Source organism: Candidatus Babeliales bacterium, assembly GCA_035455925.1.
Lineage (GTDB): Bacteria > Babelota > Babeliae > Babelales > Vermiphilaceae > SOIL31.
In genome coordinates this window covers 12,040-36,104 of the sequence record DATIEE010000002.1, presented here as the reverse complement: position 1 = coordinate 36,104, position 24,065 = coordinate 12,040, and the positions used below count along the sequence as shown (strand labels likewise).

Here is a 24,065-nt window from a genome sequence, read left to right as displayed (position 1 = left end):
CATTCTTCAACCTACTACTTTTTTTACAAACTGTCAAATAGAATTAATTGTTTAGTAACATGCTATCTACATTACTTTGCTGGACATTTTCTACATTACCTTGTGGCATATTTTCTAATAAATTCAAATTTGTTGGCTCAGAATTTTGCATTAAAGACATTTTCAGCTCTTGTAATTCTTCTAAAATTTCCTTATCCAATGCTAATGCTTCACGTAAAGATTCTCTTGTTTTCCATGCATTGTGTATATTCAAACTAACAAGAATTTCTCCTATAGACGCTAATCCATATACTCCACGTAAAAACAATAATGAAGCTATATTTTTTGTTAAACCTAAATAATTATAAGTGTAATCCACCATTACTTCGTTTGCCACAGCTCCGACAAATAAAGCTCCATTTTTCCATAAAGCTGTTTTAAATTTCTGGTTGGCAGATGCTAATTTCTGTTCAGTCATTTGAGTACTCATACCCATGATTCCAATAAACATATCAATATTTTCAGCAATCATTGGGACAGAAGCAAAGGGTTGTTTAAAGTTATGTAACGCATAAAGAATTTCTTTTTGTTCATTTCCCATAGAAAATGCACTATTTACGGTACTGAGAATCAATCCAGCCAAAGCTAACGCATTCAATTTATTCATAAGCGATCCTTATAAAATTTTAATAATTATTCTATGTACATTAATAAGTATATACTTTTGTTACAGTTTGTCGATAGGCGCCTAATTAATAATGAATGTATATATTTTTGCATAAAAAAGTCATTTTTTATACAATAGAACGTAATAATCGCAGATATTTCACGGTCTATATATCTATTTATTTTTTTTAACACTACATTCTGTTTGGATCCATTGTTCTTTTTCATTATATCTTTTTTATTTATTGCCTATACCTCTTTACTATAAACAAAAAAGGCCTTTTTTTGATACTTTTTGACCTGATCAAAAAAAAGAATTACTATTTACATTAGCCACAATTTAAGCTCGCAAAGGAAAGATTTTTATGAAAAAAACATCATTATTGATTATCGTTACACTCATTATAATAACAACAGTAACAATTTGGTATAAGGCCTCAAAAAACATTATTACTACAACAGCATTGGATACCGTTATTGTTGGAACAAATGCTGAATTTCAACCATTTTCATTCAGGGATAATGATAATACAATTACTGGTTTTGACATCGAGGTTATTACCGAAGTACTAAAACGACTTAATAAAGAAATGATTCTTAAAGATATGCCTTTTGACGCATTAATTCCAGAAATCCAACTTGGCAATATTCATGTTATTGCTGCAGGCATAACACCAACGGCAGAACGTGCAGAACGCGCACTATTTACTCATCCTCACTTGGCAACAGGAAATCCATTGGTTATTGTCAGCTTAAAAACCAAAAATTTTGCTGTTACTCTTGATGATTTACTTGGAAAAACCGTTGTTGTAAATGAAGGATATGTAGCAGATTCCTATATGTCTGAACAACCAAAAATTAATGTTCTACGATTATCATCTGCTGCAGTAAGTGATGGTATATTAGCATTAGAAAGCGGCAGAGCTGATGCATTTGTTACTGCATTATACCCAATGCAACCCTATTTTGATAAATATGGAATTAACAATTTTTTTGTGACGCCTATTCCAAATACCGAAGAAAGTAGTGCATTTGCAATTTCAAAACATTATCCAGAATTACGTGATTACATTCAAATTACCCTTGACCGTATGCAAGAAGATGGCACTCTTGCAGCTTTAAAAACAAAATGGAATCTTTCATGATTATTGATTTTAATCTTATCATTGAATATTTACCCTTATTACTTCAAGGTCTTATTGTTACTCTTCAAATAGCGGGAATTAGTTGTTGTATTGGCCTTATATTAGGGACTATACTAGCATTAATGCAAACAAGCAAAAATACTATTATGATTTTTATTACTACTTGTTATGTGATTATTATTCGTGGAACTCCTATGCTCATTCAAATATTATGTGCCTATTTTTTACTTCCCCATATTGGCATACATATTTCTGCATTATGGACAGCGATAATTGCTATAGGACTTAATAGCGCTGCATATATCAGCCAAATAATTAAATCTGGAATATTATCTATTGGAATAGGACAACTTGAAGCAGCAAAAGTTCTTGGTTTTTCTATGAGCGACACTATTTACTATATTATATTACCACAAGCACTACGCACAACGTTGCCTGCTCTTGGTAATGAATTCGTTACATTAATCAAAGACTCAGCGCTTGCATCGTTAATTGGTGTTGCAGAATTAACCAAACAGGCAAATTTTGTCAAAAGTAAAACATTTGATGCAGTTACTGTCTATTTTGCCGTTGCTATACTTTATCTTATTATAACATCAACAATCTCTTGTGGTGTTACATTTCTAGAAAAAAGGATGAATCATCATGCTAAAGATTGATAGAATCACTAAATTATTTGCTAAAAAAAAAATTCTTAATAATATTTCATTCACCGTACAAAAAGGCGAAGTCGCACTTTTTTTAGGATCATCGGGCGTTGGAAAATCAACGTTATTACGAATTTTAAATAATCTTGAAACGGTCAATAGCGGAACTATATCATTAAATGGTACAACTCTTAATGCTTCAACTATAAATACAGCTCATGTTATTGGTATGGTGTTTCAGCAATTCAATCTTTTTGACCATCTAACCGTTGAACGAAATATAACTTTACCGCTTGAACGAATACTTAAAAAAAACCCTTCTGATGCTCAAAAAATTGCACATAAATTATTAGAACATTATGGCTTACTTGATAAAAAAAATAAATATGCCGCACAACTTTCGGGTGGACAAAAACAACGACTTGCAATTGCACGTACATTAGCTTTAGAACCAGAAGTTATATGCTTAGATGAACCAACATCAGCGTTAGACCCTATACTGACGTCGTATGTTGCGAATAATATTCAACAGCTAGCTACAGATGGATATATAATTCTGGTCGCTACGCATGATATTGATTTATTAAAAAAATTAAATTGTACTATTTATTTAATGAGTGAGGGATCTATTATTGAAACAGCTCAGTCAGAAACGTTTCATAGTAATCCAAATTCTTTTCCTTACATTAAAAAATTTATTGCTGGACATGAGTAAAAATTAAAGCTTTGACTTTCTTGACAAAGCACCAGACGCTTGTTAGCATTAGGCAAATATTTAAAAAAGATATAAAAATGTCCCTAATTGAACAATACGTATAGGTATTGTTCACCCCCCTAACCCTTCAGCTATTCAAAGTTGAAGGGATTTTTATTTTTTAATCATGATCAATTCAGCATCAAGATTCATTTTAAATTGATTATCAGGCAGTCTGCTAATGTTGATTTGGGGAATTACAATCATTTTATGGGAATTTTTTATTGTTTCTAAAAAAATCATTAAATTCTGAAAAGAACCATTAGTTTCAAAATGTACTATATCTTTTGTATACCAATCCTTAACTATTTCTTGACAGGACCCATAACCATTGAGCATGATGTTAAGTTCATTGAGAAGGTTCAATATAAATAACATTTGTTTGTGACAATATTCTGTATACATTTCAGGTAAAATTATATGCTGATTAATATTTTTTTTTCCTAATTCTATAAGTTTATGTAATTCTAAATTGCCTTTATCTACATGAATTAATTCAGTATGTTTTTTTTGCAATACTATGTATTCCAATTTTAACAATGCAATATGGTTCGTTAATGAGTAATAGAGTATGTATATTCCAATAATAAAAAACATACTTATTGCTATTAATGTTACTCCATAACGACGTTGTGAACTTGTATGTGCAATATAACTATAGATTTTATTATTGCGAGGAATAAAATACATTATTTTTGCTTCCTTTTTTTATGATCTATAAAAACATTTTAGTCCATTGTAATGGGTCAACGGGAATATTGTTTATGCGCATTTCCCAGTGAAGGTGATAACCTGTAGCAAATCCAGTTTTACCGATAGTGCCAATTGGATTTCCTTGAGTAATTTTTTGTCCAACTTCAATGTCGGCAAAATCTTCTAAATGATAAAATAGTGACAAAATACCAAGACCATGATCAATAATAATAGTATTTCCACTTGGTGCAAATCTATCCTTCATTACGACAATACCATCTTGTGGAGCCCAGACGACACTGCGCGGCATATTAATTACATCAATTGCTTTATGTGCATAACGCCCTTTGTGTTGTGTCGTACGAATTGTTCCGTAATCGCAGGTAATGCGCTGAATATCAATTGGCGTACAAAATGTACCTCGCCATAACTTTACTTTTGGTGATTGTAGTGATAATTGATTGATTTCATCTTCTAAATTTTTGCCATCTTTTCCCAAAGATTTTTCTTCTCTGACTTTATTAGCAGTTACTGTGATAACTTCCTTTTTAAAAGGATAGACAACAACCTGAAATTTGCTATCAAGATGAAGCTTATTGCCAATTTTATCTTCTATAACAACAGAAAAGAGGTATTCATTAGGTTGTTCTTCGCATTCAATTGGGATAAAGCATTCATATATTTTTGAATGTTTAGCTTCAGGAAAGCATTCAAAAGTTCGCGAAAGAGTATTGATAAATACTTGTTTTACATCTTTATTAACTTGTAATTGAATATGTAATGTTCTTCCTTGAAATACCTTATAAGGAGAGCCTGTTTTAATTAACACTGCTTGTAATGGTGAATTATCAATATAAAAATTTCGTTGTAAAGTGACCTTATTTTGCTTGAAAGTTGTATCAGTAAACTCAGCATTTAAAATATGTTGACCATTATTTACTGTTTTTGAAGAAATAATAAAAGAATGTCCTTGTTGTCCCGCTTTAATTCTTGTATTAGAAACTAAAACATGATTGTTGAGTGATAATGAAAGATCACCAGTTTTATCAGATTGAACTATGCATCGAATATCGCCTGAGTAATAACAATCTTCATTAATGCCATTAATTATAACTGATGGATAGGTAGCATCTAAGAAATAGCCATATAACTGCCAACCAATCCATACGGTAATAATAAGTAAAAAAACTTTAGGGATATGTCGTAAAGAAATCATAAATACCTCAAATATCAAAATAAATTAATGTGATAGTTGTATGTTAGTATAATTATTTTTACGATTAAGGTAAAAACTAAAACGGTTTATAGGTAATTATTATAGAAAATCTTCTAAAAAAATAGTAATTTATAGTTTAAAATTTCTACTTGTCAATGTTGGAATGGTTTGGTATACTCATAATATGAATAAGAAAATAAAGCAATCCGAAATAATTATTCCAAAATTAACTGGTGTTTATCTATTTAAAGACACTCAGGGAAATATTATTTATATTGGTAAAGCAAAAAATTTACACAACAGAGTTAACTCTTACTTTCAAAAATATACTAGTAACTGGAAAATCAAACAGTTAATTGATGAGCATCATAATGTTGATTATATTCTTACTCCAACAGAAACTGAAAGTTTGTTGTTGGAGGCTGAGTTGGTACAGAAATATAAACCAAAATTCAATGTATTACTTAAAGAGGGACAACCATTTTTGTATATCTTATTTACTACAAATGCTATACCAACCATTGAATTAGTTCGCAATAAAAAGAAAAAAGGAATATATTTTGGTCCATTTGTACAAAAAGGTCCTGCGCGTAAAACATATCACTTTTTAATGCAGACTTTTAATTTGAATGTATGTAATAAAAATATTGAACTTGGTTGTCTTGATTATCATATTGGTAATTGTGCAGGTAGTTGTAAACCAGATTTTAATAGCGCTGATTATTGTTTTCGCATGACTCTTGCACAAGAAGCATTAAAAAATAATCAGCATAATTTTATACAAAATATTAAAAATAAAATGGCACAATACAATGCATTATTCGCTTTTGAGAAAGCACGTCATCTTAATCATTATTTACAAAATATTGATACTATATTTACTACACTAAATATGCATTTTACCGCAGATAAGTTCGCAACGGATATATTTGTTGCTAGTACACCGCATCCATATTCATTAGAAATAGATAATTCAATTAACAGTGAATTACAAAAATTTCTTGGAGTTTCTTTACCTATACGTACAATTGATTGTTTTGATATTTCGCATTTTCAAAGTAAGAGCATTGTCGGTTCATGTGTTCGTTTTACTGATGGAAAACCCGAAAAACATATGTTTCGTCATTTTAAAATTAAAACATTAATTGAGCAAAATGATTATGCTGCTCTCCAAGAAATTATACAACGTCGCTATAAAATTCCTGATAATATTCCTGATTTAATACTTATTGATGGCGGTAAAGGACAATTAAATGCAGCATATTATGTTTTGCCACATGCATTTATCATTAGTTTAGCAAAACGAGAAGAAACTCTTTATGGACGACAGTTTTCTGATGGCATACAACTTGATATACATACTAATGTTGGTAAATTACTTATTGCATTACGTGATTATGCGCATCATTTTGCAATCAATTACCATCGAAAAAAAAGAAGCAAAGGACTAATAACATAATAAAAATTGTATATAAATCATATGGTTATACAACTAGTAAAATATTATAAGTGTTGTTATGAGCCATGATATGCATTGAAAAGGCCAGAATAGAATTTTCATATAATAGATAGAGATATTTTGATATGGTTTCCATTGTTTATAATAATACATTAAAATTGTATGCATAATAAGTAAAATAATTGATATGTAAGTATAAAAAAACGCATATTCCATATAGAGTGTTTCTCCTGTCGGATGCTGTTCACGTAGCGATCGTTGCAAAACAATGAGAGCAAAGAATAGACCAGTGTAGCCACCAAAAATTGCAAGCGGCTCTGTAGTTTTTTTAGTAAGCAATAATGTGGAAAAAAGTGAAAAAAGGATAACAAGTAATGGGAGTAGATAAATGATAAATGGATTTAATAAGTTACGATTCATGATAGCGTTATACACTAATTGGTAGTTATCGGTTGTTTTTCCATAGTTTTTAAAACCAAAATTTGCAGTAGGATCAATTTGATGATATTCAAAAAAAGTTTGTTCTACGGTAAACCCAGCAAGAGAAAACTCTTTATCTAGTCCTGGTAATGATTCTGGGCTTATTTTTTTATAAGCGACTAAATCTGGTGTTAATATAATGGTTTTTTCAATATCTCGATGTTCTAATATTATCCGTATATGTTGTTGATCAAAGGGGTATCTTGTGTAATTATGATCTTGAAATAATAGTCCTTGTATATTCCATGTTATTGTTTCTGCCTGATTGTCTGACTGTGAACTGATTGGCTTACCAAAACTCATTCTTGTTGCTTGAGGTAATTCCATGCCATGACTAATATTTTTAGCAAATTTTTTGTTGTATTTATTCCAAATATAACCAGAAACAGTGATATGATCCGTATCAGTAATGCTGAGTGAATAAAGCAAGATTCCACAGGGGATATTAATTGGAGCTGGTTCATGTTTGCGATTAGCTTCATCTTCTAAATTATTTAAAAATTTATTAAGATTTGATTGATCGGTAATAATAGTTCTTGTTTCTCTGCGTATAGTAGATGTTTTTTTTATTATGTACCATGTAGTTATAAGTGCAAGAATAAGTAGAGCGTTAACGGTAAAAAGATAATATATCAATGAGATTTTGTTATTTTGCCATAAACAAACAGATAATAATAGTGATGCTAGCGTTACCCATATAAGTATCCAAAAATAGTAATGTCGAATTTTTTCTGTTGATAAACCAATTTCATCTTCTGAAAATAAAGAACCAATTATCCAGTTATTAATTTTTATTGGTTGTGTATAAATCCAACACCGTTCCCTTGTTAACTCTGATAAATATGATGCCATAAGAGGATTACCATTAATAACTTTTTGCGCAATAATTGCAAGTTCTTCGTTTCCTTTTTTTTGTGCATATTGTAATAACGTTGTTTTTGTTTGAACAAGAGATTGTGTAGGATGAAAAATAAATGAACCGTTATCGTCCATCAATACTGAATAACCGGTGTTACCAATATTGCTGTATTCTGCTATGTTTAATAGAGAGTCAAGCGAGTAAGTAATTGCAATAACACCTTGTGGTTCATTTTTTTTATTGAAAAATGAACAAGCATATGTTGCTGTTGAATGGGATTGTTGGCCACTGTGATTTTGGTTGATAATCCATGTTGTTCCCTTTGCAATAGCTTGAGTATACCATGTATTGGTAAATACATTTTTATCTTTTATCGTGTTAAGTGATGTTGATTCTAAATATAATTCTGTATTTGTATCGTAATGATAGGGTGAAAAAAGCACCGTTATATCAAGTATAATGTTATTTTCTGCTAAATCTCTTTCAATACGTTTTGTAATAGTATCTTTTGTTAAATATCCTGTTTTTAAATCATCAGCGATAAATTGAGCAGTAGAGCTTATTTTTGTAAGTATTGTTTCAATGATATCGGCATTTTTTGAGACGATTTTTATTGCTTGATTTTTTGCTTTTTCAATGGTGTATGATTGTTGCTGTATGCATTGGATAATATTTTTTATTGTAAATCCAAAAGCAATTATCATGATTATAAAAAGCGGATTTTTTATAAACGAAGGAATTTTATTATAGGGTGAAGAATCATTGATAGTTTTTAATTTTTTTCTTATAGTTGGGTAAAAAAAGTAAAGATTAAATAATAGTGACAGAAGAAAAATAATAAGACAATAAGTTAGAATTTTATATGCGATATTAATTGGTTCTGCTACTTCATCGAGATCGATTTTTACCAGTATGCCCCAATCAAGTTTAGGAACAAATTTCCATGCCCCTATCACTTTTTTATCTCGATAATCTAAGGCTGTGCCAGAACCTTCTTGTCCCAGGATGCTCGCTTGGATAGTAAGTGGTGGATCAGTGAACAGTATTCTTTTTTTGAATGCTAAATCTGGGTCATTGCGTGTTGGTGAAAGGAAAATTGCATAAGCGCCTTCTTTTTTTGCAATAGCAGCTTCACCGGTTTTGCCGAGGCCAATATATTGATTTGTTATTAGATATATTTTTTCCTGATTTAGTTGATAAATTAAGGCTCCAATAAATTTTTTTTCTTTGAGAATCGGAATAGTTATAAATAATGCAGATTCTTGAAGTAATTCATTAAAACTAAAATCAGAAAAATCATTAGTTAATGTCATTGTTGCGCGTTCATATGATTCTTCCAATGCTGAATTATCATGATTATTTTGATTAATTTTTATACCAATGAGATTTTTTTTTGCTACTGAGAAGATAATGGTTTTATCTTTATTAACAAGCAATATGTCTTTAAACCCCATATGCTCTTTATGTGATAATATTGCAGCATTAAGTGATTGAGATTCTGAAATAAAAGTATTGCTTAACGCGTCAATAACAATTGCATCTTGGGATAGATGTAATGCATTGTTTTCTTGTTCATTAAGATAAGCGGTTATTTCATCTGCGCGATTATTAACCATAGTTAGTAATTTTTTTTGATAGCTAGGTATAATGGAATAGTATAAATAGTTATAAAATAAAAAAGCGCCACAGGTAATAATACATACTACTAGTGAGGTCCCATTAACTATTTTTTTTGTCATTTTTTTTCTCTTCTTCAATTAATTTCGTACGTGCTATATCCCATTCTTCTTTCGTTCTTGTTGGAGGATAAGCCATAGGTTGTATTGCTTTTTTAGAGCTCCACAAAATAGTAAATTTTTTGTCAGATCGTATTTTTCCGACCCGTGTAAATTGCCACATCTGTAATGAATTTTCTGCAACATGAATTATTCCTTGTGGAGCATTAAATGCTTGGTTGTAGAGTGAAATTCGAACGAGATCAGTGTTTGTTGACTGTGCTTTTTCTACTGCTTGCTTCCATAAATAAACACCATAATACGCTGCTTCCATTGCATCATCAACGGGATGATCTTTGCCAAATGCTTCTTTAATTTTTTTTACAAAATTTTTATTTTCGATACTATCAATACTTTCAAAGTAATTCCATGTTGCATAATCTCCCGTCATTGAATCAATATTAAATTCACGTAATTCTGGTTCGGATACACTAAATGACATGGAGGGTATTTTTTCAGGAGTTATTTTTTGCTTACGTAATTCATTAAAAAAAATAAGGTTTGATTCACCCTCAATGTTGTTTAAAATAACATCAGGCTGTGTTGCAATAATTTTTTCTACAATATGATTAACATTTTTATTCTTAAGGGCAAGATATTCTTCTCCAACAATTTTTCCACCGTAAGCATATACAATATCTTTAATTATCGCATGCATGATTAAGTCGCTGCCTACAAGAAAAAATTTTGTTCCAAGATGTTGTAAACACCAAGTAACCCCTGGAATAACTTGCTGATTTGGATTTGAGCTGGTATAGACGACATTGTGTGAATTTTCAAGACCTTCAAATTGTACTGGATAGAATAAAAGAGAATTGTATTGCTCGACAATATTTTTTACCATAATTCTACTTGGTGAAGTCCAACATCCAAAAATTACAACGACCTTTTCTTGTGTTATAAGATAATGCGCTTGAGCAGCAAATACATTTTCATCAGATGCACCATCAATAAGTAAAGGTTCTATTTTTTTTCCAAGAATTCCTCCAGTAGCATTAATTTCTTTTATTGCAAGAAGTGTGGCTTCGGCAACGGGGCGTTCGCTGATAGCTAGATCACCTGTTAGTGAATGTAAAATACCTACTTTAATGGTTTTTTGTTGAGCAAATGAAATAATAAAATACCATATAAGGCATAGGGTACATATCGCGGATATTAATACTATAAAATACCATTTTTTTGTCATTGATCCCATATCTTTTTTTTTTTTGAATGTATAAAAATGGTATGCGTTGCCGATAGAAAAAGTCAAGAATATAGACAAAACCCATATTTTTTATATACGGGTTTTGTCTTAAAAATAATGGTATATGGACATGAGCTATAATTAAATTTTTTACGATTTTTTTATATATGTCTCGTAGTTGTCATGTTAATTCATTTCCTGGCATCTTACATAAAAAAATGGTCTAATAGAGGAATATTGGTAAATCTTGTTGTTGTGTTTTTAAATTTCAAAATAAAAAGACAAAGTTTGTACATTGTACAAACTTTGTCTTTTTATTAATCTAAATACGTTAGTGTGAAAATCGATTAATAGCGAGAATTTCTTCCGCCATCACGGCCACCATCACGATTATTATTATAACCACCTTCACGACGAGGAGCGCGGTTATCTCTACCAGTGGTTTCACGTGGGCGAGATTCATTAACAACTATTTTGCGACCTTCAAATTCTTTGCCATTCAGTTCAGCGATAGCTCTTTGAGCTTCATCATCATTTGGCATTTCAACAAAACCAAAACCACGTGATGAACCAGTGAATTTATCAGTAACAATTTTAGCTGTTGTTACTGCTCCGTAACCTTCAAAAAGATCTTTGATTGAATTCTCTGTTGCTGAATAGGACAAATTTCCAAGATAAATATTCATAAAAAAATCACTCTAGTAAAAATAAAACAATTACTTAAATTATTTATTGGCCAATAAATATCTATTACACTTATAGTTTAACATATAAAAAAAGCTACAACAAGATTTATTTTAAATAAAGGGGTTAATTGTTGTCGTAGCATTTGAATTATAAGAAAATAATTTTTTACAAAAGAAGGTCATATAGTACATATATGACCTTCTTTTGTGTTTTAATACAGCATAAAAAATCGATTAGTAGCGAGAGTTTCTTCCACCATCACGACCACCGTCACGGCCACCATTGTTATATCCGCCTTCACGACGAGGAGCGCGGTTATAACCACCAGTTGTTTCGCGTGGACGAGATTCATTTACAACTATTTTACGACCTTCAAACTCTTTTCCATTGAGTTCATCAATAGCTTTTTGAGCTTCGTCGTCATTTGGCATTTCAATAAAGCCAAAACCACGAGATGATCCAGTGAATTTATCAGTAACAATTTTTGAAGTTGTTACTGTTCCGTAACCTTCAAAAAGATCGCGCATTGAATTTTCTGTAGCAGAATAAGGAAGATTTCCAACATAAATGTTCATAAACATCACTTTAATAAAAAAATAAAACAAATAACTAATACCGTTTATTGGCCAAATAAACAATTAAACACTTATAATTTATCAAAATAAAAACATATTTGCAAGGGAATATTTAAAAAGCCAGCAGGTCCTTAGAAAATATATCCTTTTTTTTAGTAAATTTTTAAGATTTAAATGTGTATGCTTTTACCAAGATGGCGAGAATAGATAGTGACATAATGCTAATGCCGCCAATTAAAAAAGGATTATTTTTCACATAATAAAAAGCAGTAGTAAATGCACGTCCTGCTTCTTCTTTAGTTACTTTTTTGTTTAATATAGTTTTTTTTTTGATTGAGTTTCTTCTTGTGGTTGAGATTTTTTTGTACACGTTTTGTCATCGTTGCTTATTACTTCAGGGTTATATGCAGGAAAATCACCTTTTATGTAAAAATTAGGACTGTCTGAACCACCATCATATACTCCAAGAAATCCTGTGAAAGGTTTTTTCGTTCGGTCGTCAATTGATATCCTGATCTCATCATCACTTCCACTGTGCTCAATAATGCTATATGTTTCAAAATGCTTAATGTCAATCAAATCATATACAGGAATATTGTTTTTTATTATAGTATTACGATATATTCCTTTTTGATTCCTAACATTATTATTTGAAGATGTTGATTGTTGTGATAAAGGTTGTTTTTGAATATTTATTAGAGAAGTAGGGCAAAATATACAGTATGATATATCATTGCTTTGTATATCATTTTTTTTGTAGAGCAATAGATATTTATGGCATTGAGAATTATAATTATTTATATTCTCTACACTTATGGTTAAGCCTTTTTTTTGCATATTATAATTATAGATGTTACTGCCTTCTGTTTTATAATTATTATTCTGTTCGAAAGTAATAGCAGCTATATTTGGATTATCAGTAGATCTCTCAAAGGTTGATAATTTAAATATATTCGAAGGGGAAATATTGCTATTATTTGAAGAAAATGTTCCTATGTATGAAGTTTCTGTTCGATCGAATTTTGTTCTTGCTATTTTGGCAAGTGCTTTATTCTTCTCCATTTCCATTATTTCTTTATGTGTTTTACCTTCATGATCAGGATCTTTGGGGCCGACATACAAATTGCAACCAATATTTGTGCTACTGTTCCTGTCACTTGTAATATTTACTCCGCTTATAATTACATTTCCCACAACAGTGCCATGGCTACCAATGTTAATATTGTTTGTTTTTTCATCAGCTTTTACTGTTACATTACTAATTGTTAAATTATTTGGTGTTTTGAGGAATGAACCAACATTAATATCTTGTGCTAATAAGGATAATTGGAATGTCGATAGCAAGATAAACATTGTAGTAATTTTTTTTATTGTGTAACTCATGGCAACCTTTCTTGAAGACGTTTTTACTTATTAAGCTTTCTTAATGTAATTAATATAACATATAGCATATTGTAAGAAGCGTTAGATGTATAGAAAATATGGCAGTTTTTTGTTGTGCGAAATGAAAAATTTCTATTTATGAGTAAAAAAAGTAGAAATTTTCACTTTACTTTAGCATTGTTTATGTAGGATTGTGAGCTAAAAAAAATTGACTTGATGCATATATCCATGGTAAACAATACAAGATGTATCTAAGAGTAGTTTAAAAGACAAAAAAGGAAAAAGATGAAGCATAATAAATTATTAATCTTCTTATCAATTAGTGCTGCAGTTTCTGTATCAATTCATGCTGATTGTGATAATGATAGTTCTCGATTAGAAGCAACAAGTAAGACAACATTAGCAATTCATCCGTTATTTGTATCTCAGTCTCCTGAAATGGTCTCAGGTTTTCGTAATGATCGTAATCAGATGCGTGAAGATGGTTGGGGTGGCGCATTTCAAGCAGTTTTTTTTGGCAGCCGTACAACTAATGGCGATGATTTAGCGCGTTATTTTTTTCCTGATGCTCAAGAATCATTAATTGCTGCAGAAGACGGTCCTGCTGCAGATGCTCCGGGATTTGCGGTGAAGAAAAATCTATTAGCCCAAGATTTTAATGTTTTCACGGTTAATGGAAATTTTGAAAGTACCATTACTATCGAACCTCAACAAAGCGTTATAGGGTTTGGTATGCATTATCGACAAAGTTTTTGGAAAAATCATGATAGTGGAAGAGGTTTTTGGTTGAGTGTTTCTGCGCCTATACAACATGTTAAAAATGATATGAATTTTTTTGAAAAAGTGATTAATGATGGCGGTGGTGCAAATGAGGCAGCAAATGATGTGGTTGTTGCAAATATGACGGAAGCATTTACGCAAACTGCATGGGAATTCGGTAAAATATCGGCATGTTCAATGAAAAAAACCGGTCTTGGCGATATTGAATTTAAAGTTGGTTACGAATGGTTGCAGCATGAGCCTGCACACATGGAATCATATTTGGGTCTTGTTATACCGACAGGTAACAGAAATGAAGGTGAATTTGTTTTTGAACCAATTGTTGGTCGCGGTAAATATTTTGGTGTGATGTTTGGTAGCTGTTTAGGACTAGAAATCTGGAATAATGAAGCCGGTGATAAAAATATTCGTTACGAACTTGCAAATCATACTGAGCTATTATTTAGAAAAGAACAAGTGCGTTCTTTTGATTTAAAAAATAGACCATGGAGCCGTTATTTACCCGTCTATGCTACACAAGAAGAAGCAACTCAAGCAGACGCGCTTAAAGGAACTAATCCATTATTTGCTATGAATAATTCAACTCCTGGTATTAATGTATTTACACAAGAAGTAAAAGTAACACCAGGATTAACTCATGATATTAATACGGCATTCATTTTCTCGTGTGGAAAATTTCAAGGCGAAGTTGGGTATAATTTCCTTGCAAAACGAGCTGAAAAAGTGGAACTAGATTGTCCATGGCAGCCAGTTGCAGCATTAAAACATTTTAATGGTAATGGTACTACTAATCCAATTCGCACCATAAATGGTAGTCCATTTTATGAACAAGTTGTTAGCAGTTTGCAGGTAGGCGCAGCGCCGACAGTTACGTTAATTCCTGTACCTGTTGATAATTTTGAAACTGTTGTTATTCAAGCAACAGATATTGATCTTAATTCGGCAGCAACACCGGCAATACTAACTAATACGCTGTATGGTACACTTGGATTCCATTTGCAAGAAAGAGAATATCCATTATTTGGTAATTTCGGCGCATCTTACACATTCTCAAAAAATAATGATGCAGCTCCGCGTCGATGGATTTTATGGGTGAAATCAGGTGTATCTTTTTAACGCATTAAAGGTCTTTAAAAAAGAGGGATCATTGATATAATCTAATATCAATGATCCCTCTTTTTAGATTTTACTTATTAAATTCTTGTTTAATAATATTGTTAAGTTCAGACTTTTGTTGATCGTTGAGATTGGTCAATAGTACCGATAATTTAGTTGTAAATAATTGAGCTAACGTCTGTTTATCAAGATTAGCAAATTGTTTTTTCATTATGTCTATAAGATCTTTTAAAGTTTCTGTTGCGCCGCCTTGTTTATATTCATTCGGGTTATTTATATATATGCTTATCGGAGTCTTGTTCGTTGTTAATAATATATCTATATAGTTTTCAATATCTTTTTGTAGGACAGCTTCCAATTTTGGCTTAGCTGGATTAAAAAGTTCATCCATATTTATTGGTACTTCTTCTGGTTGCTTTCCTTGTTTTTGAATTTGACTGTCTATTTCCGAATCTAATTGTTTGATGAGTGGAAGTATTTCATTTCTGTTTTTATTCCACCATTCAGAACCCATTTCTACCTTTAAATCTTCTCGTAGTTGAGCTTTAACTTCAGCTATATTATAACCTTTTCCTGTCAGTTGCATCATGCGTTTTTTTATATTATCTGTATTAAATTTATTTTCCCATTGATCATATAATATTAATGCAGACTGGGTTGGTTTCGTAGGCTTAGGTTGTTTTGCTAATTCATCGGTTGCGATTTCTTCAATTTGTCGCATTTGCCTTAGCTGCAATGCCTGAGGATTTCCTGATTTGTTATCAAACCATATTTTAATAAGTTGAGGAGATAATTCTTCCATTAATAAAGTTGCTATTTTTTCTGCAGTTATTCCCCATTCTCCAGCTTCAGTTATCTTTTCATTTACACGTTTAGTCAAATAGTCCTGTTTTAAAAGCCCTAATTTTGGATCGTAAAATTCTTTAATAGATGATTGTTCTTCAGGCGATTTTTTACCGGTAAGTTCTTGACTTATTCTTGCTATCTCTAAGTTCAGTTTAGCTAATTGATTTCTACTATTTTGCTGATTGGTGTCCCATGTTGCATGGAAACTTATACCTGCTTGAAGCAAAGATTCTATTTCAATTGGTGAAAGCTTTGATGCGATTACATTATCTTTCATGAATTTAATAAATGGTTCAGCAAATGCTGTTGAATCACTGTTTAAGACTTTATTTTTAGTCATACTTTTTATTTCATTGCGTAATATAGGATATGATTTTTTTTGCAAGGTAGGAGGAACTTGCTCTGGTTTTTCTTTATTAATTGGTTTTTTCTCATCAATTGGCTTTTCTGGTGTACCTACAACATCTCTTGATCTTGCATCTATAGAACTAATACCAAATAATACTATAATTGCCAGCATTCCCTTAAAAAATTTCATAATTAATTTCCTTATTGTTATATAATAGTCAATAATTTTTACCTATTTTTCTCTATACCTATTTTAAACCAATTTTCTATATCACTTCTTTGTTGAGCCAATTTATTAAGAATATTAATATTTTCATTTTGATCATTGGTAAATGGTACATGATAATCTTTTGCAATAATTAATAATGCATCTAGCTGAGATATTGCCATTGGAACTGCAAGTGCAGCTTCACCTATTTTATCAGCAAATGTGTTTTTTATTATTTTTTTATTAGCATCCCATACATTTTCACTCTTTTCATTTTTAATTTCATTTACGAGTGCAGCATATGATTTTGCTTGCGGTTTTGGCATGTCTCTTTCTGGCGCTGATGGTGTTGGAGTATAAGGCGTTGTGTCAGATAATCTTGATCTTGCACTAACAGATTCTATAGCAAATAATGCGACAATGGCTAACATGCCCTTAAAAAATTTCATACACAGCTCCTTTTTTTATATACAATATTATTACTATTTTTATAATTGCATAAATAGTTTTATAATAGCAATACTTTTGCAACGTTTTTTGTGACAGAAATTAGAAATGTATGATATGGTTTAAAAACCAAATAATTGTTTGATAGAATCGACAATGTTGGTCGTAATATTTTTGATGGTATGTATTATTATATTTTCTTTAGATTTCGCTTTATCTAACGGCTTATTGGTGATTGAAGTAGCCTCAGTTGCGATTTCTTTTTGTGTTGTTTTTATTATTCGATCCTTTCGGCCTAAATATTGTACTATCCATTTTGGTAAAATTCTCTCCCACCAGGTTATATCCTGTGCTTGTATTGTTTTTGGAGCTTTTGTTGCTTCAATTGGTTTTTGTTCTTTGGATGGCGTAGGAGGTAGCTCAGGTTTTTTTCCTATTTCTGGTTGTTTATAGTTTGTCGCAAGAGTGCCTTTTGGTATTCCGGTGTTTATAGAAGTCGTGAAGGTCGAAGGAGCTGATACTGATGGTGTAAATGGTCGTGGCGATTGGGGAGCAGCTTTGGTTGCGGCTTTTTTTGCACCAACAGGAGCTGCTTGTTGTAAAGAAACTTCAGATAATATTTGAGGTTGTGTTTCTTGCGCTTGTGTTGGGCTAGTGGGTATTGTTTGATTGGGTTGTATTTGAGGTAGCGCGATGGTTTTAGGTGTAATTATTGGCAATGTAGCAGTTTTTATTGATTGCTGTGGCTTGATCAATGTATCAATTACTGACTTAGTTTCGTCTACAGGTAGAGGGTTAAGGCTAATTTCTTGTAATGAATTTGATGATCTAGGTGCATTGACAAGAAGCTCCGGTGTAATGAATGGTTTTTCCTGAGAAGATTCAATTGTTTTGGGTGTATTTTTTGGTTGTATTATTGGTTTATTTTTTTTAATAATATTACGATCATCTCCTCCTTCAGGTTCTTTTTCTTTTTTTTCCTTTTCCTTTTCTTGTTTTTCTCTGTCCTTTTTTTCTTTATCAGCTTTTAATCTCTCTAATTGAGCTTTCTCAGCAGCTTCTTTTTCGGCGAGTTCACGATCTTTTTGTTCAGCCAACTGTTTTTCTTGTTGTTCTTTATCAGCAAGTTCTTTGAGAGTTCTTGCTTCTTCAATATTTTCTCTTTTTAGTGAAGCTTGCTGCGCCTCTTCAAGAGCTTTTTTCCGCAAAGCTTCTATTGATTGTTCTTGCGCAAGAGCTTGTTGCTCAGTTAATTCAGCTTTTTGTTGAGAAGATTCTTGAGCCTGCTGGATTCGCTGTTCTTCCAATTGTTGTTGAGCAATGTCTTTGATTCTTTCAGGTTGCTCGGGCAATTGTAATTCTTGTTGCTCAGCTAATTCTTTTGCCTGTTGTTCTTTATCAGCAAGTTCTTTGATAGTTCTTTCTTCTTCAATATTCTGTCTTTTTAATGAAGCTTGCTGCGCCTCTTCAAGAGCTTTTTTCCGCAAAGCTTCTATTGATTGTTCTTGCGCAAGAGCTTGTTGCTCAGCTAATTCAGCTTTTTCAGTAGATATTTTTTCAGCTTCGATCTTTTCAGCAATAGCTCGTTCTTCTTTTAATTTAGTTGCATTGCGGGCTTTTTCCGCTGATTGTTCTGCTTGGGTTGCTTCTGCCGTAGCTTCTTCAGCTTCTGCTTTTATTTTGGCAACTTCTTGAGCTGTTTGTTCCTTTTTCTGTTGTATTTCAGTTAATTGCTGAGCTAACTTTGTTTCTTCTGCAGCCAGTTCTTGGTTTGCTTGTTGAAACTCAGCTTCTTGCGCAGCTTTCATTTCTGCATGTTGTTGTTCAATCAAATTTTTCTTTTCTTCAGCTTTTTGTAGTTCAGATTTCTCAAAGTTCTGCAGTTCTTTCTCTATTGTTTGTTGCTCTTCAGCGAATTTTTTTTGAGTGACATCTTTGCGTTGTGCTATTTCTTGTCTAATATTTTCAATATTAGCAATTTGCTTTTCAAGCTCTTGTATTATTTGTGCTTCTTGTTCTACTTGTAAGACTTCACGATTAGCTTGTGCTAATTCATTTCGTATCCTTTCTAATTCTTGATTGCGTGTAGCAGATTGTCGTTGTTGTTCTTGTTCCTGAACGATTCTTTCTTGTTCAAGTTGCTGCTCTGTGGAAGCAATTTCTGCGTCTATAGTTTTTTTTGCTTTTTCTATTATTTGACGTGATTGCTCTCGTTCAGCTTGAAGTTGTCGTAAGTTTTTTTCATCTTCGATTATTTGTGATTCTAATTCCTTTTTTTCTTTTTGAAGTTGCTCGAGATTTTGAGTTTCAATTAGATTCTTTTCAGTAAGATCTGTCTCAGCTATTTCTCTCTCTGTTTGTCGGAGTAAATTACTCATTTCATCTTCTATTTTTGTTTGTTCGGCTTGCTCTAACGCTAATTTTTCTTGTAATTTTTTTTCAGAAGCTTCTCTTTCAGCTAATTGTTTTTTTTGTTTTGCTTTTTCAGCTTCGGCAAGTTCACGAGCTTTTTGCTCAGCCAACTGTTTTTCTTGTTGTTCTTTTTCTGCGGTTATTCTTTCCGATTCAGCCTTTGCAGCGATTTCTTCTAATTCAGCTTTTTTAGCTTCTAGCAATGTTTGTGCTTGTTCCTGTTGCTTAATTTTCTCTGTTTCTTCCTTGATTCTTTTTAATTCAAGTTCTTCAGCAGCCTTGGTTTCAGCTGCTTTTACTGCCGCTTCTAATTTTTCACTAGCAGCTTGTTTTTCTTGTGCATCAGCTTCTTTTTGTTGTTCTAATTGGTGTACTGTTTCTTCTTCTTGCAAGAAGGCATCTTTAAATTCTTTTATTTCTTTTAATGAAAAGATTTCTGATTTCTTATTAATATTCTTAATTATATCCTGATATTTTTTTAAAGCGTCTGGCGATTGACCGAGGTTTTGAGCATTTTCAATAATTTTTTTGTAGTTTGTAACTTCAGATTGAAGTAATAAATTCGCTTCTATTTTTTTAAGACTTTTTTCTAAAGCGTCTATGTGATTTTGTTTGATAATGTTACCGCTCTCAAAAAAATTAATTACCTTGTTATATTCATTTAATAGCGTTATAGGCAATGTGTAATCAGTTTTAAGTTTTTTAACGAGGTCTTCGTAACGTGATATGTTTTTGTTTAATTCCGCTATATTTATAGGTTTGATATTACTAGGCTCCTGATCACCTGCGGGTATTTGGAAATAATCTGGTTGTCTACTAGGTTTGATATCACTAGATAGAGGTATCGTTGATTTTTGAAAAGATGATGAAGTTGGTTGATGAGTAGGCTTTAATGGAGGTGTTGTTTTTGTTTGTGGCAATACATATGTCTGTGATGAAGGTATTTTTGAAAGACTTTCTTTGCCTATTTCTTGTGTTATATTTCTACCAATTTTCCGTACAGATTTAGCTGGTCTTGTCATCATTCCATATGAAATAATCGTGAATAGAGTAATAAATAATAATGTAATCATGCGTATTTTATATTGCATCACATCATCACCTATTTTATATGTTGTATGCCTACCTTTCTTTAAAATATATACTTTTCATGGTGTCAAATTCAATAAACGCTAATTAATTGTCAAATTACCGTGATTGTCTTTGGCTAATTTGATAAAACTTAAATATAATTATTGCTATTTGGATTTTGATATATATATCTTAAAAATAAGGTAAAGGGTATATATAAAAAAGGGTAAGGCCATGATTGATCGATATAAAAAAAATATATTTATTAGTGCGTTATATATAGCAACTATTGTTATTAATGTGCAAGCCTGTATGACAACATTTATTAATGATAGTAATAGTAAAGTTGCTATTTATAATGAACACGATAAAGCATTTTTGATAATTCCTAAATCTGGAAAGCGTCGCTTTGGTAATCATGACAAACATGCTTATTTTGTTGTTTACGCACAACAACCAAAAACAAAAACAGAAGTATGGATCCCTGTATACACATGCACACAAAATGAATGTGGCAATAATGGTAATATTGTATTAAAGTTTTCGGATATAGAAGATGGTACGCAGGCAACTAGCTTATTTACTATAGTAAAGAATAAACCTCATTCTTCTATGGTTCGTGAATTACCAATGATACAGCGAAAAAATTGTTCTTCATGTAATTAAGAGAAAAATACTTACATACAATGGAACAATTAGTTTGTATTATTTTTCACCAGAAAAATTGAGCTGATCAAACTCTGCTTTGCGACGTTCTTCCAGTTCTTGAGCATTAAATTTGGTAAGATTAAGATGGAATATATGATGAATAATATCAAAACGAATATGTGTCATCATTTCACGGAACATATCAAAGGCTTCACGTTTATATTCGATGAGAGGGTTTTTTTGACCCCAGCCACGTAAACCAATACCTTCTTTTAAATGATCAAGATTAAGCATATGTTGTCGCCATGCTTGATCTATTGTTTCTAAAACAAGCCATTTCTCTGCTGCTTTTATAACACCTTCGGTTTGCTGTCTACGATAGAGATCATAACGTTCTAGTAAAAAATTAATGAGATCTTTTTGAAATAATTCACTTGTGCGAGTTGATATCTGCGATGATTCAAAATCTTTTTTAGTCAATCCTGTCATATATTCTAGGGCTTCATAGGTTTTAGCAATTTGACCTGGTTGAAGATCTCGTTTTGGTGCATTATATGCGATAAGTTCTTGAATAGTGGCGATGATAAAATCACCAATGAGTTCATAAATTCGACTTTCGCCTTCAAGAGCATCAAGACGATGATTGTAAATAACAATACGTTGTTGGTTAAGTACGTCATCATATTCAAGAAGATGTTTACGATTATCAAAATTATGTTTCTCAACTCGTTCTTGTGCCCGCTCAATAGTTTTAGAAACTAAACGTGATTCAATAATTTCGTCTTCCTGCATGCCAAAAAATACCATTTTTTGTTTTAATGAATCTCCTGCAAAGATGCGAACTAAATCATCTTCAAGCGAGATATAAAAGCGTGATTCACCCGGATCACCCTGACGTCCAGATCGACCACGTAATTGATTATCAATACGTCTGCTTTCATGGCGTTCAGTTCCTAAAATATATAGTCCGCCAGCAGCAATTGATTCTGGGGTGAGTTTAATATCAGTACCACGTCCAGCCATATTTGTTGCAATAGTGATATGTCCGAATTCTCCTGCATGAGCAACAATTTCTGCTTCTCGCGCATGTTGTTTGGCATTTAATACATCATGAGTAATACCGTGCGCTGTTAAAATTGCGCTTAATAATTCTGATGTTTCGATGGCAATAGTGCCAATCAAAATAGGTTGACCAGTTTTATGTCGCTCCTTAATATCCTCAACAATAGCTTTGTATTTTGCATTTTTTGTTAAAAAAATAAGATCAGGCATATCCTTTCTGATCATAGTACGGTTGGTAGGAACTGAAATAACATCAAGTTTATAAATATTGTGAAATTCTTCACTTTCTGTTGCCGCGGTACCCGTCATACCTGCAAGTTTTTTATAAAGTCTAAAGAAATTTTGTAAGGTAATACTTGCTAATGTTTGGCTTTCACGTTCAATTTCGACATTTTCTTTAGCTTCAAGAGCTTGATGAAGACCATCACTATACCGGCGACCTGGTAAAATACGTCCAGTAAATTCATCAACAATAAGTACTTGATTATTAGTAACAACGTAATCAACATCACGTTTAAAAAGAGAATGTGCGCGTAATGCCTGATTAATATGATGCAATAATTGCATATGTTCAATAAAATATAAATTAATAATATTAAAAGCAGCTTCTACTTTATTGATGCCTGATTCTGTTAATAAAACGGTACGTGCTTTTTCATCAATTTCATAATCAGTTGTCACTATTAAATGAGATACAACACGATCAGCATCTCTATATAATGTACCTACTTCTTCGGCCGAACCTGAAATAATGAGCGGTGTTCGTGCTTCATCAATTAAGATAGAGTCTACCTCATCAACAATGGCAAATGAGAGCTTGCGTTGTACTAAATCATCTTTACGGAATTTCATATTATCTCGCAAATAATCAAAACCCAGCTCATTATTAGTTGCATAGAGAATGTCGGCGTTATAAGCTTCTTGTCGTTCAGCATCGGACATTGAATTTTGTAAGCAGGTAACTTCAAGACCAAGAAATGTATAAATAGGACTCATCCATTCGGAGTCGCGACGAGCCAAATAATCGTTAACTGTCACTAAATGTGCACAATTTCCTGTTAATGCATTTAGGTAGAGTGGTAATGTTGCGGTAAGTGTTTTACCTTCACCCGTTTTCATTTCAGAGATTTTTCCCTGATGAAGTACTATACCACCTATTAATTGTACATCAAAATGACGTTGGCCTAGAGTTCGATATGATGCTTCACGTACAACCGCAAATGCTTCTGGTAAAATATCATCGAGTTTTTTTCCGGCAGCCAATTGAGATTTAAATTCAATAGTTTTATGGGCAAGTTGTTCATCAGTTAATGAACGGATGGATATTTCTAGTGAATTAATTTTATCAACGATAGGGATTATCCTTTTTAATTGACGTTCGTTATTAGTGCCGACGATTTTAGCAATTATCTGTGAGATCATTGTAATCCCTATAATATTATAAAGGTAAAGGTACATTATTATTTGCCAGAGTATCAAAAAAATAATCTTTGCTCAATATGTAGGTAAAGTAAATAATATTTTTTTTGCAATATACGTTATATTTATTGAAATATTTGTAATTTACTATACAATAACTGAATGTAATCGATATCATCGTTTGTTAAGTAAGTAATAATAATA

18 protein-coding genes are annotated in these 24,065 nt (G+C 31.8%); 6 read left to right on the top strand and 12 right to left on the bottom strand.

All coding sequences use genetic code 11. From position 1 onward, the window contains the following. Nucleotides 1-43: 43 nt before the first annotated feature. Nucleotides 44-646 (bottom strand): hypothetical protein, encoded by a 603-nt coding sequence (locus VLB80_00260; GenBank protein ID HSC24636.1) that lies wholly within the window; start codon nt 644-646, stop codon nt 44-46. Between the two features lie 364 nt (nt 647-1,010). On the opposite strand from VLB80_00260, the gene VLB80_00255 reads away from it, so the two are divergent. From VLB80_00255 to VLB80_00245, 3 genes are read left to right on the top strand one after another with little or no spacing between them, the layout of a single operon-like run. Then, on the top strand, nt 1,011-1,790 hold the full coding sequence (locus VLB80_00255; GenBank protein HSC24635.1) for a transporter substrate-binding domain-containing protein: 780 nt from the start codon (nt 1,011-1,013) through the stop codon (nt 1,788-1,790). Beyond that, nucleotides 1,787-2,449: an amino acid ABC transporter permease gene (locus tag VLB80_00250; GenBank protein HSC24634.1), complete on the top strand. Its 663-nt coding sequence runs from the start codon at nt 1,787-1,789 to the stop codon at nt 2,447-2,449. The genes VLB80_00255 and VLB80_00250 overlap by 4 nt, the downstream gene beginning before the upstream one ends. Next, complete coding sequence (locus VLB80_00245; protein ID HSC24633.1) at nt 2,436-3,152, top strand: ATP-binding cassette domain-containing protein; 717 nt, start codon at nt 2,436-2,438, stop codon at nt 3,150-3,152. Before VLB80_00250 ends, VLB80_00245 begins: the two co-directional genes overlap by 14 nt. Before the next feature lie 153 nt (nt 3,153-3,305). On the opposite strand, the gene VLB80_00240 is transcribed toward VLB80_00245, so the two are convergent. Together VLB80_00240 and VLB80_00235 are read right to left on the bottom strand one after the other, a co-directional pair. Continuing rightward, on the bottom strand, nt 3,306-3,881 hold the full coding sequence (locus VLB80_00240; protein ID HSC24632.1) for a hypothetical protein: 576 nt from the start codon (nt 3,879-3,881) through the stop codon (nt 3,306-3,308). A 25-nt stretch (nt 3,882-3,906) separates the two neighbouring features. Then, nucleotides 3,907-5,100: a M23 family metallopeptidase gene (locus tag VLB80_00235; protein ID HSC24631.1), complete on the bottom strand. Its 1,194-nt coding sequence runs from the start codon at nt 5,098-5,100 to the stop codon at nt 3,907-3,909. Nucleotides 5,101-5,284: 184 nt separating this feature from the next. Here VLB80_00235 and VLB80_00230 point away from each other — a divergent pair, with 184 nt between their 5' ends. Then, nucleotides 5,285-6,559 (top strand): GIY-YIG nuclease family protein, encoded by a 1,275-nt coding sequence (locus VLB80_00230; GenBank protein HSC24630.1) that lies wholly within the window; start codon nt 5,285-5,287, stop codon nt 6,557-6,559. A gap of 33 nt (nt 6,560-6,592) precedes the next feature. On the opposite strand, the gene VLB80_00225 is transcribed toward VLB80_00230, so the two are convergent. From VLB80_00225 to VLB80_00205, 5 genes are all read right to left on the bottom strand, one after another. After that, on the bottom strand, nt 6,593-9,637 hold the full coding sequence (locus VLB80_00225) for a cache domain-containing protein (GenBank protein HSC24629.1): 3,045 nt from the start codon (nt 9,635-9,637) through the stop codon (nt 6,593-6,595). Continuing rightward, nucleotides 9,618-10,859 carry an urea ABC transporter substrate-binding protein gene (locus VLB80_00220; protein ID HSC24628.1) on the bottom strand — a complete coding sequence of 414 codons (1,242 nt, stop codon included), beginning with the start codon at nt 10,857-10,859 and terminating at the stop codon, nt 9,618-9,620. Before VLB80_00220 ends, VLB80_00225 begins: the two co-directional genes overlap by 20 nt. Before the next feature lie 347 nt (nt 10,860-11,206). Then, a complete protein-coding gene (locus tag VLB80_00215; GenBank protein ID HSC24627.1) occupies nt 11,207-11,545 on the bottom strand; it encodes an RNA-binding protein in 339 nt (112 codons plus the stop codon). Between the two features lie 234 nt (nt 11,546-11,779). Further along, on the bottom strand, nt 11,780-12,121 hold the full coding sequence (locus VLB80_00210; GenBank protein ID HSC24626.1) for an RNA-binding protein: 342 nt from the start codon (nt 12,119-12,121) through the stop codon (nt 11,780-11,782). Nucleotides 12,122-12,433: 312 nt separating this feature from the next. Next, the gene (locus tag VLB80_00205) at nt 12,434-13,504 is read right to left on the bottom strand and encodes a hypothetical protein (GenBank protein ID HSC24625.1); all 1,071 of its coding nucleotides are present in this window, start codon (nt 13,502-13,504) and stop codon (nt 12,434-12,436) included. A gap of 285 nt (nt 13,505-13,789) precedes the next feature. Here VLB80_00205 and VLB80_00200 point away from each other — a divergent pair, with 285 nt between their 5' ends. After that, complete coding sequence (locus VLB80_00200; protein HSC24624.1) at nt 13,790-15,400, top strand: hypothetical protein; 1,611 nt, start codon at nt 13,790-13,792, stop codon at nt 15,398-15,400. 70 nt (nt 15,401-15,470) lie between these two features. Here VLB80_00200 and VLB80_00195 read toward each other — a convergent pair whose 3' ends face one another. The 3 genes from VLB80_00195 to VLB80_00185 form a co-directional block, all read right to left on the bottom strand. After that, entirely contained in the window at nt 15,471-16,784 is a 1,314-nt protein-coding gene (locus tag VLB80_00195; GenBank protein HSC24623.1) for a hypothetical protein, read from the bottom strand. Nucleotides 16,785-16,822: 38 nt separating this feature from the next. Further along, on the bottom strand, nt 16,823-17,251 hold the full coding sequence (locus tag VLB80_00190; GenBank protein HSC24622.1) for a hypothetical protein: 429 nt from the start codon (nt 17,249-17,251) through the stop codon (nt 16,823-16,825). A gap of 120 nt (nt 17,252-17,371) precedes the next feature. After that, a complete protein-coding gene (locus tag VLB80_00185) occupies nt 17,372-20,752 on the bottom strand; it encodes a hypothetical protein (protein HSC24621.1) in 3,381 nt (1,126 codons plus the stop codon). Between the two features lie 214 nt (nt 20,753-20,966). Between VLB80_00185 and VLB80_00180 the strand changes: the two genes are divergently transcribed. Beyond that, nucleotides 20,967-21,398 (top strand): hypothetical protein, encoded by a 432-nt coding sequence (locus tag VLB80_00180; GenBank protein HSC24620.1) that lies wholly within the window; start codon nt 20,967-20,969, stop codon nt 21,396-21,398. A gap of 39 nt (nt 21,399-21,437) precedes the next feature. Here VLB80_00180 and secA read toward each other — a convergent pair whose 3' ends face one another. Further along, the gene (secA, locus tag VLB80_00175; GenBank protein ID HSC24619.1) at nt 21,438-23,864 is read right to left on the bottom strand and encodes a preprotein translocase subunit SecA; all 2,427 of its coding nucleotides are present in this window, start codon (nt 23,862-23,864) and stop codon (nt 21,438-21,440) included. Nucleotides 23,865-24,065: the final 201 nt, after the last annotated feature.

Coding starts and splice junctions, on each gene's coding strand:
- VLB80_00260 (HSC24636.1), bottom strand. CDS start 646: ATGAATAAATTGAATGCGTTAGCTTTGGCTGGATTGATTCTCAGTACC.
- VLB80_00255 (HSC24635.1), top strand. CDS start 1,011: ATGAAAAAAACATCATTATTGATTATCGTTACACTCATTATAATAACA.
- VLB80_00250 (HSC24634.1), top strand. CDS start 1,787: ATGATTATTGATTTTAATCTTATCATTGAATATTTACCCTTATTACTT.
- VLB80_00245 (HSC24633.1), top strand. CDS start 2,436: ATGCTAAAGATTGATAGAATCACTAAATTATTTGCTAAAAAAAAAATT.
- VLB80_00240 (HSC24632.1), bottom strand. CDS start 3,881: ATGTATTTTATTCCTCGCAATAATAAAATCTATAGTTATATTGCACAT.
- VLB80_00235 (HSC24631.1), bottom strand. CDS start 5,100: ATGATTTCTTTACGACATATCCCTAAAGTTTTTTTACTTATTATTACC.
- VLB80_00230 (HSC24630.1), top strand. CDS start 5,285: ATGAATAAGAAAATAAAGCAATCCGAAATAATTATTCCAAAATTAACT.
- VLB80_00225 (HSC24629.1), bottom strand. CDS start 9,637: ATGACAAAAAAAATAGTTAATGGGACCTCACTAGTAGTATGTATTATT.
- VLB80_00220 (HSC24628.1), bottom strand. CDS start 10,859: ATGACAAAAAAATGGTATTTTATAGTATTAATATCCGCGATATGTACC.
- VLB80_00215 (HSC24627.1), bottom strand. CDS start 11,545: ATGAATATTTATCTTGGAAATTTGTCCTATTCAGCAACAGAGAATTCA.
- VLB80_00210 (HSC24626.1), bottom strand. CDS start 12,121: ATGAACATTTATGTTGGAAATCTTCCTTATTCTGCTACAGAAAATTCA.
- VLB80_00205 (HSC24625.1), bottom strand. CDS start 13,504: ATGAGTTACACAATAAAAAAAATTACTACAATGTTTATCTTGCTATCG.
- VLB80_00200 (HSC24624.1), top strand. CDS start 13,790: ATGAAGCATAATAAATTATTAATCTTCTTATCAATTAGTGCTGCAGTT.
- VLB80_00195 (HSC24623.1), bottom strand. CDS start 16,784: ATGAAATTTTTTAAGGGAATGCTGGCAATTATAGTATTATTTGGTATT.
- VLB80_00190 (HSC24622.1), bottom strand. CDS start 17,251: ATGAAATTTTTTAAGGGCATGTTAGCCATTGTCGCATTATTTGCTATA.
- VLB80_00185 (HSC24621.1), bottom strand. CDS start 20,752: ATGCAATATAAAATACGCATGATTACATTATTATTTATTACTCTATTC.
- VLB80_00180 (HSC24620.1), top strand. CDS start 20,967: ATGATTGATCGATATAAAAAAAATATATTTATTAGTGCGTTATATATA.
- secA (HSC24619.1), bottom strand. CDS start 23,864: ATGATCTCACAGATAATTGCTAAAATCGTCGGCACTAATAACGAACGT.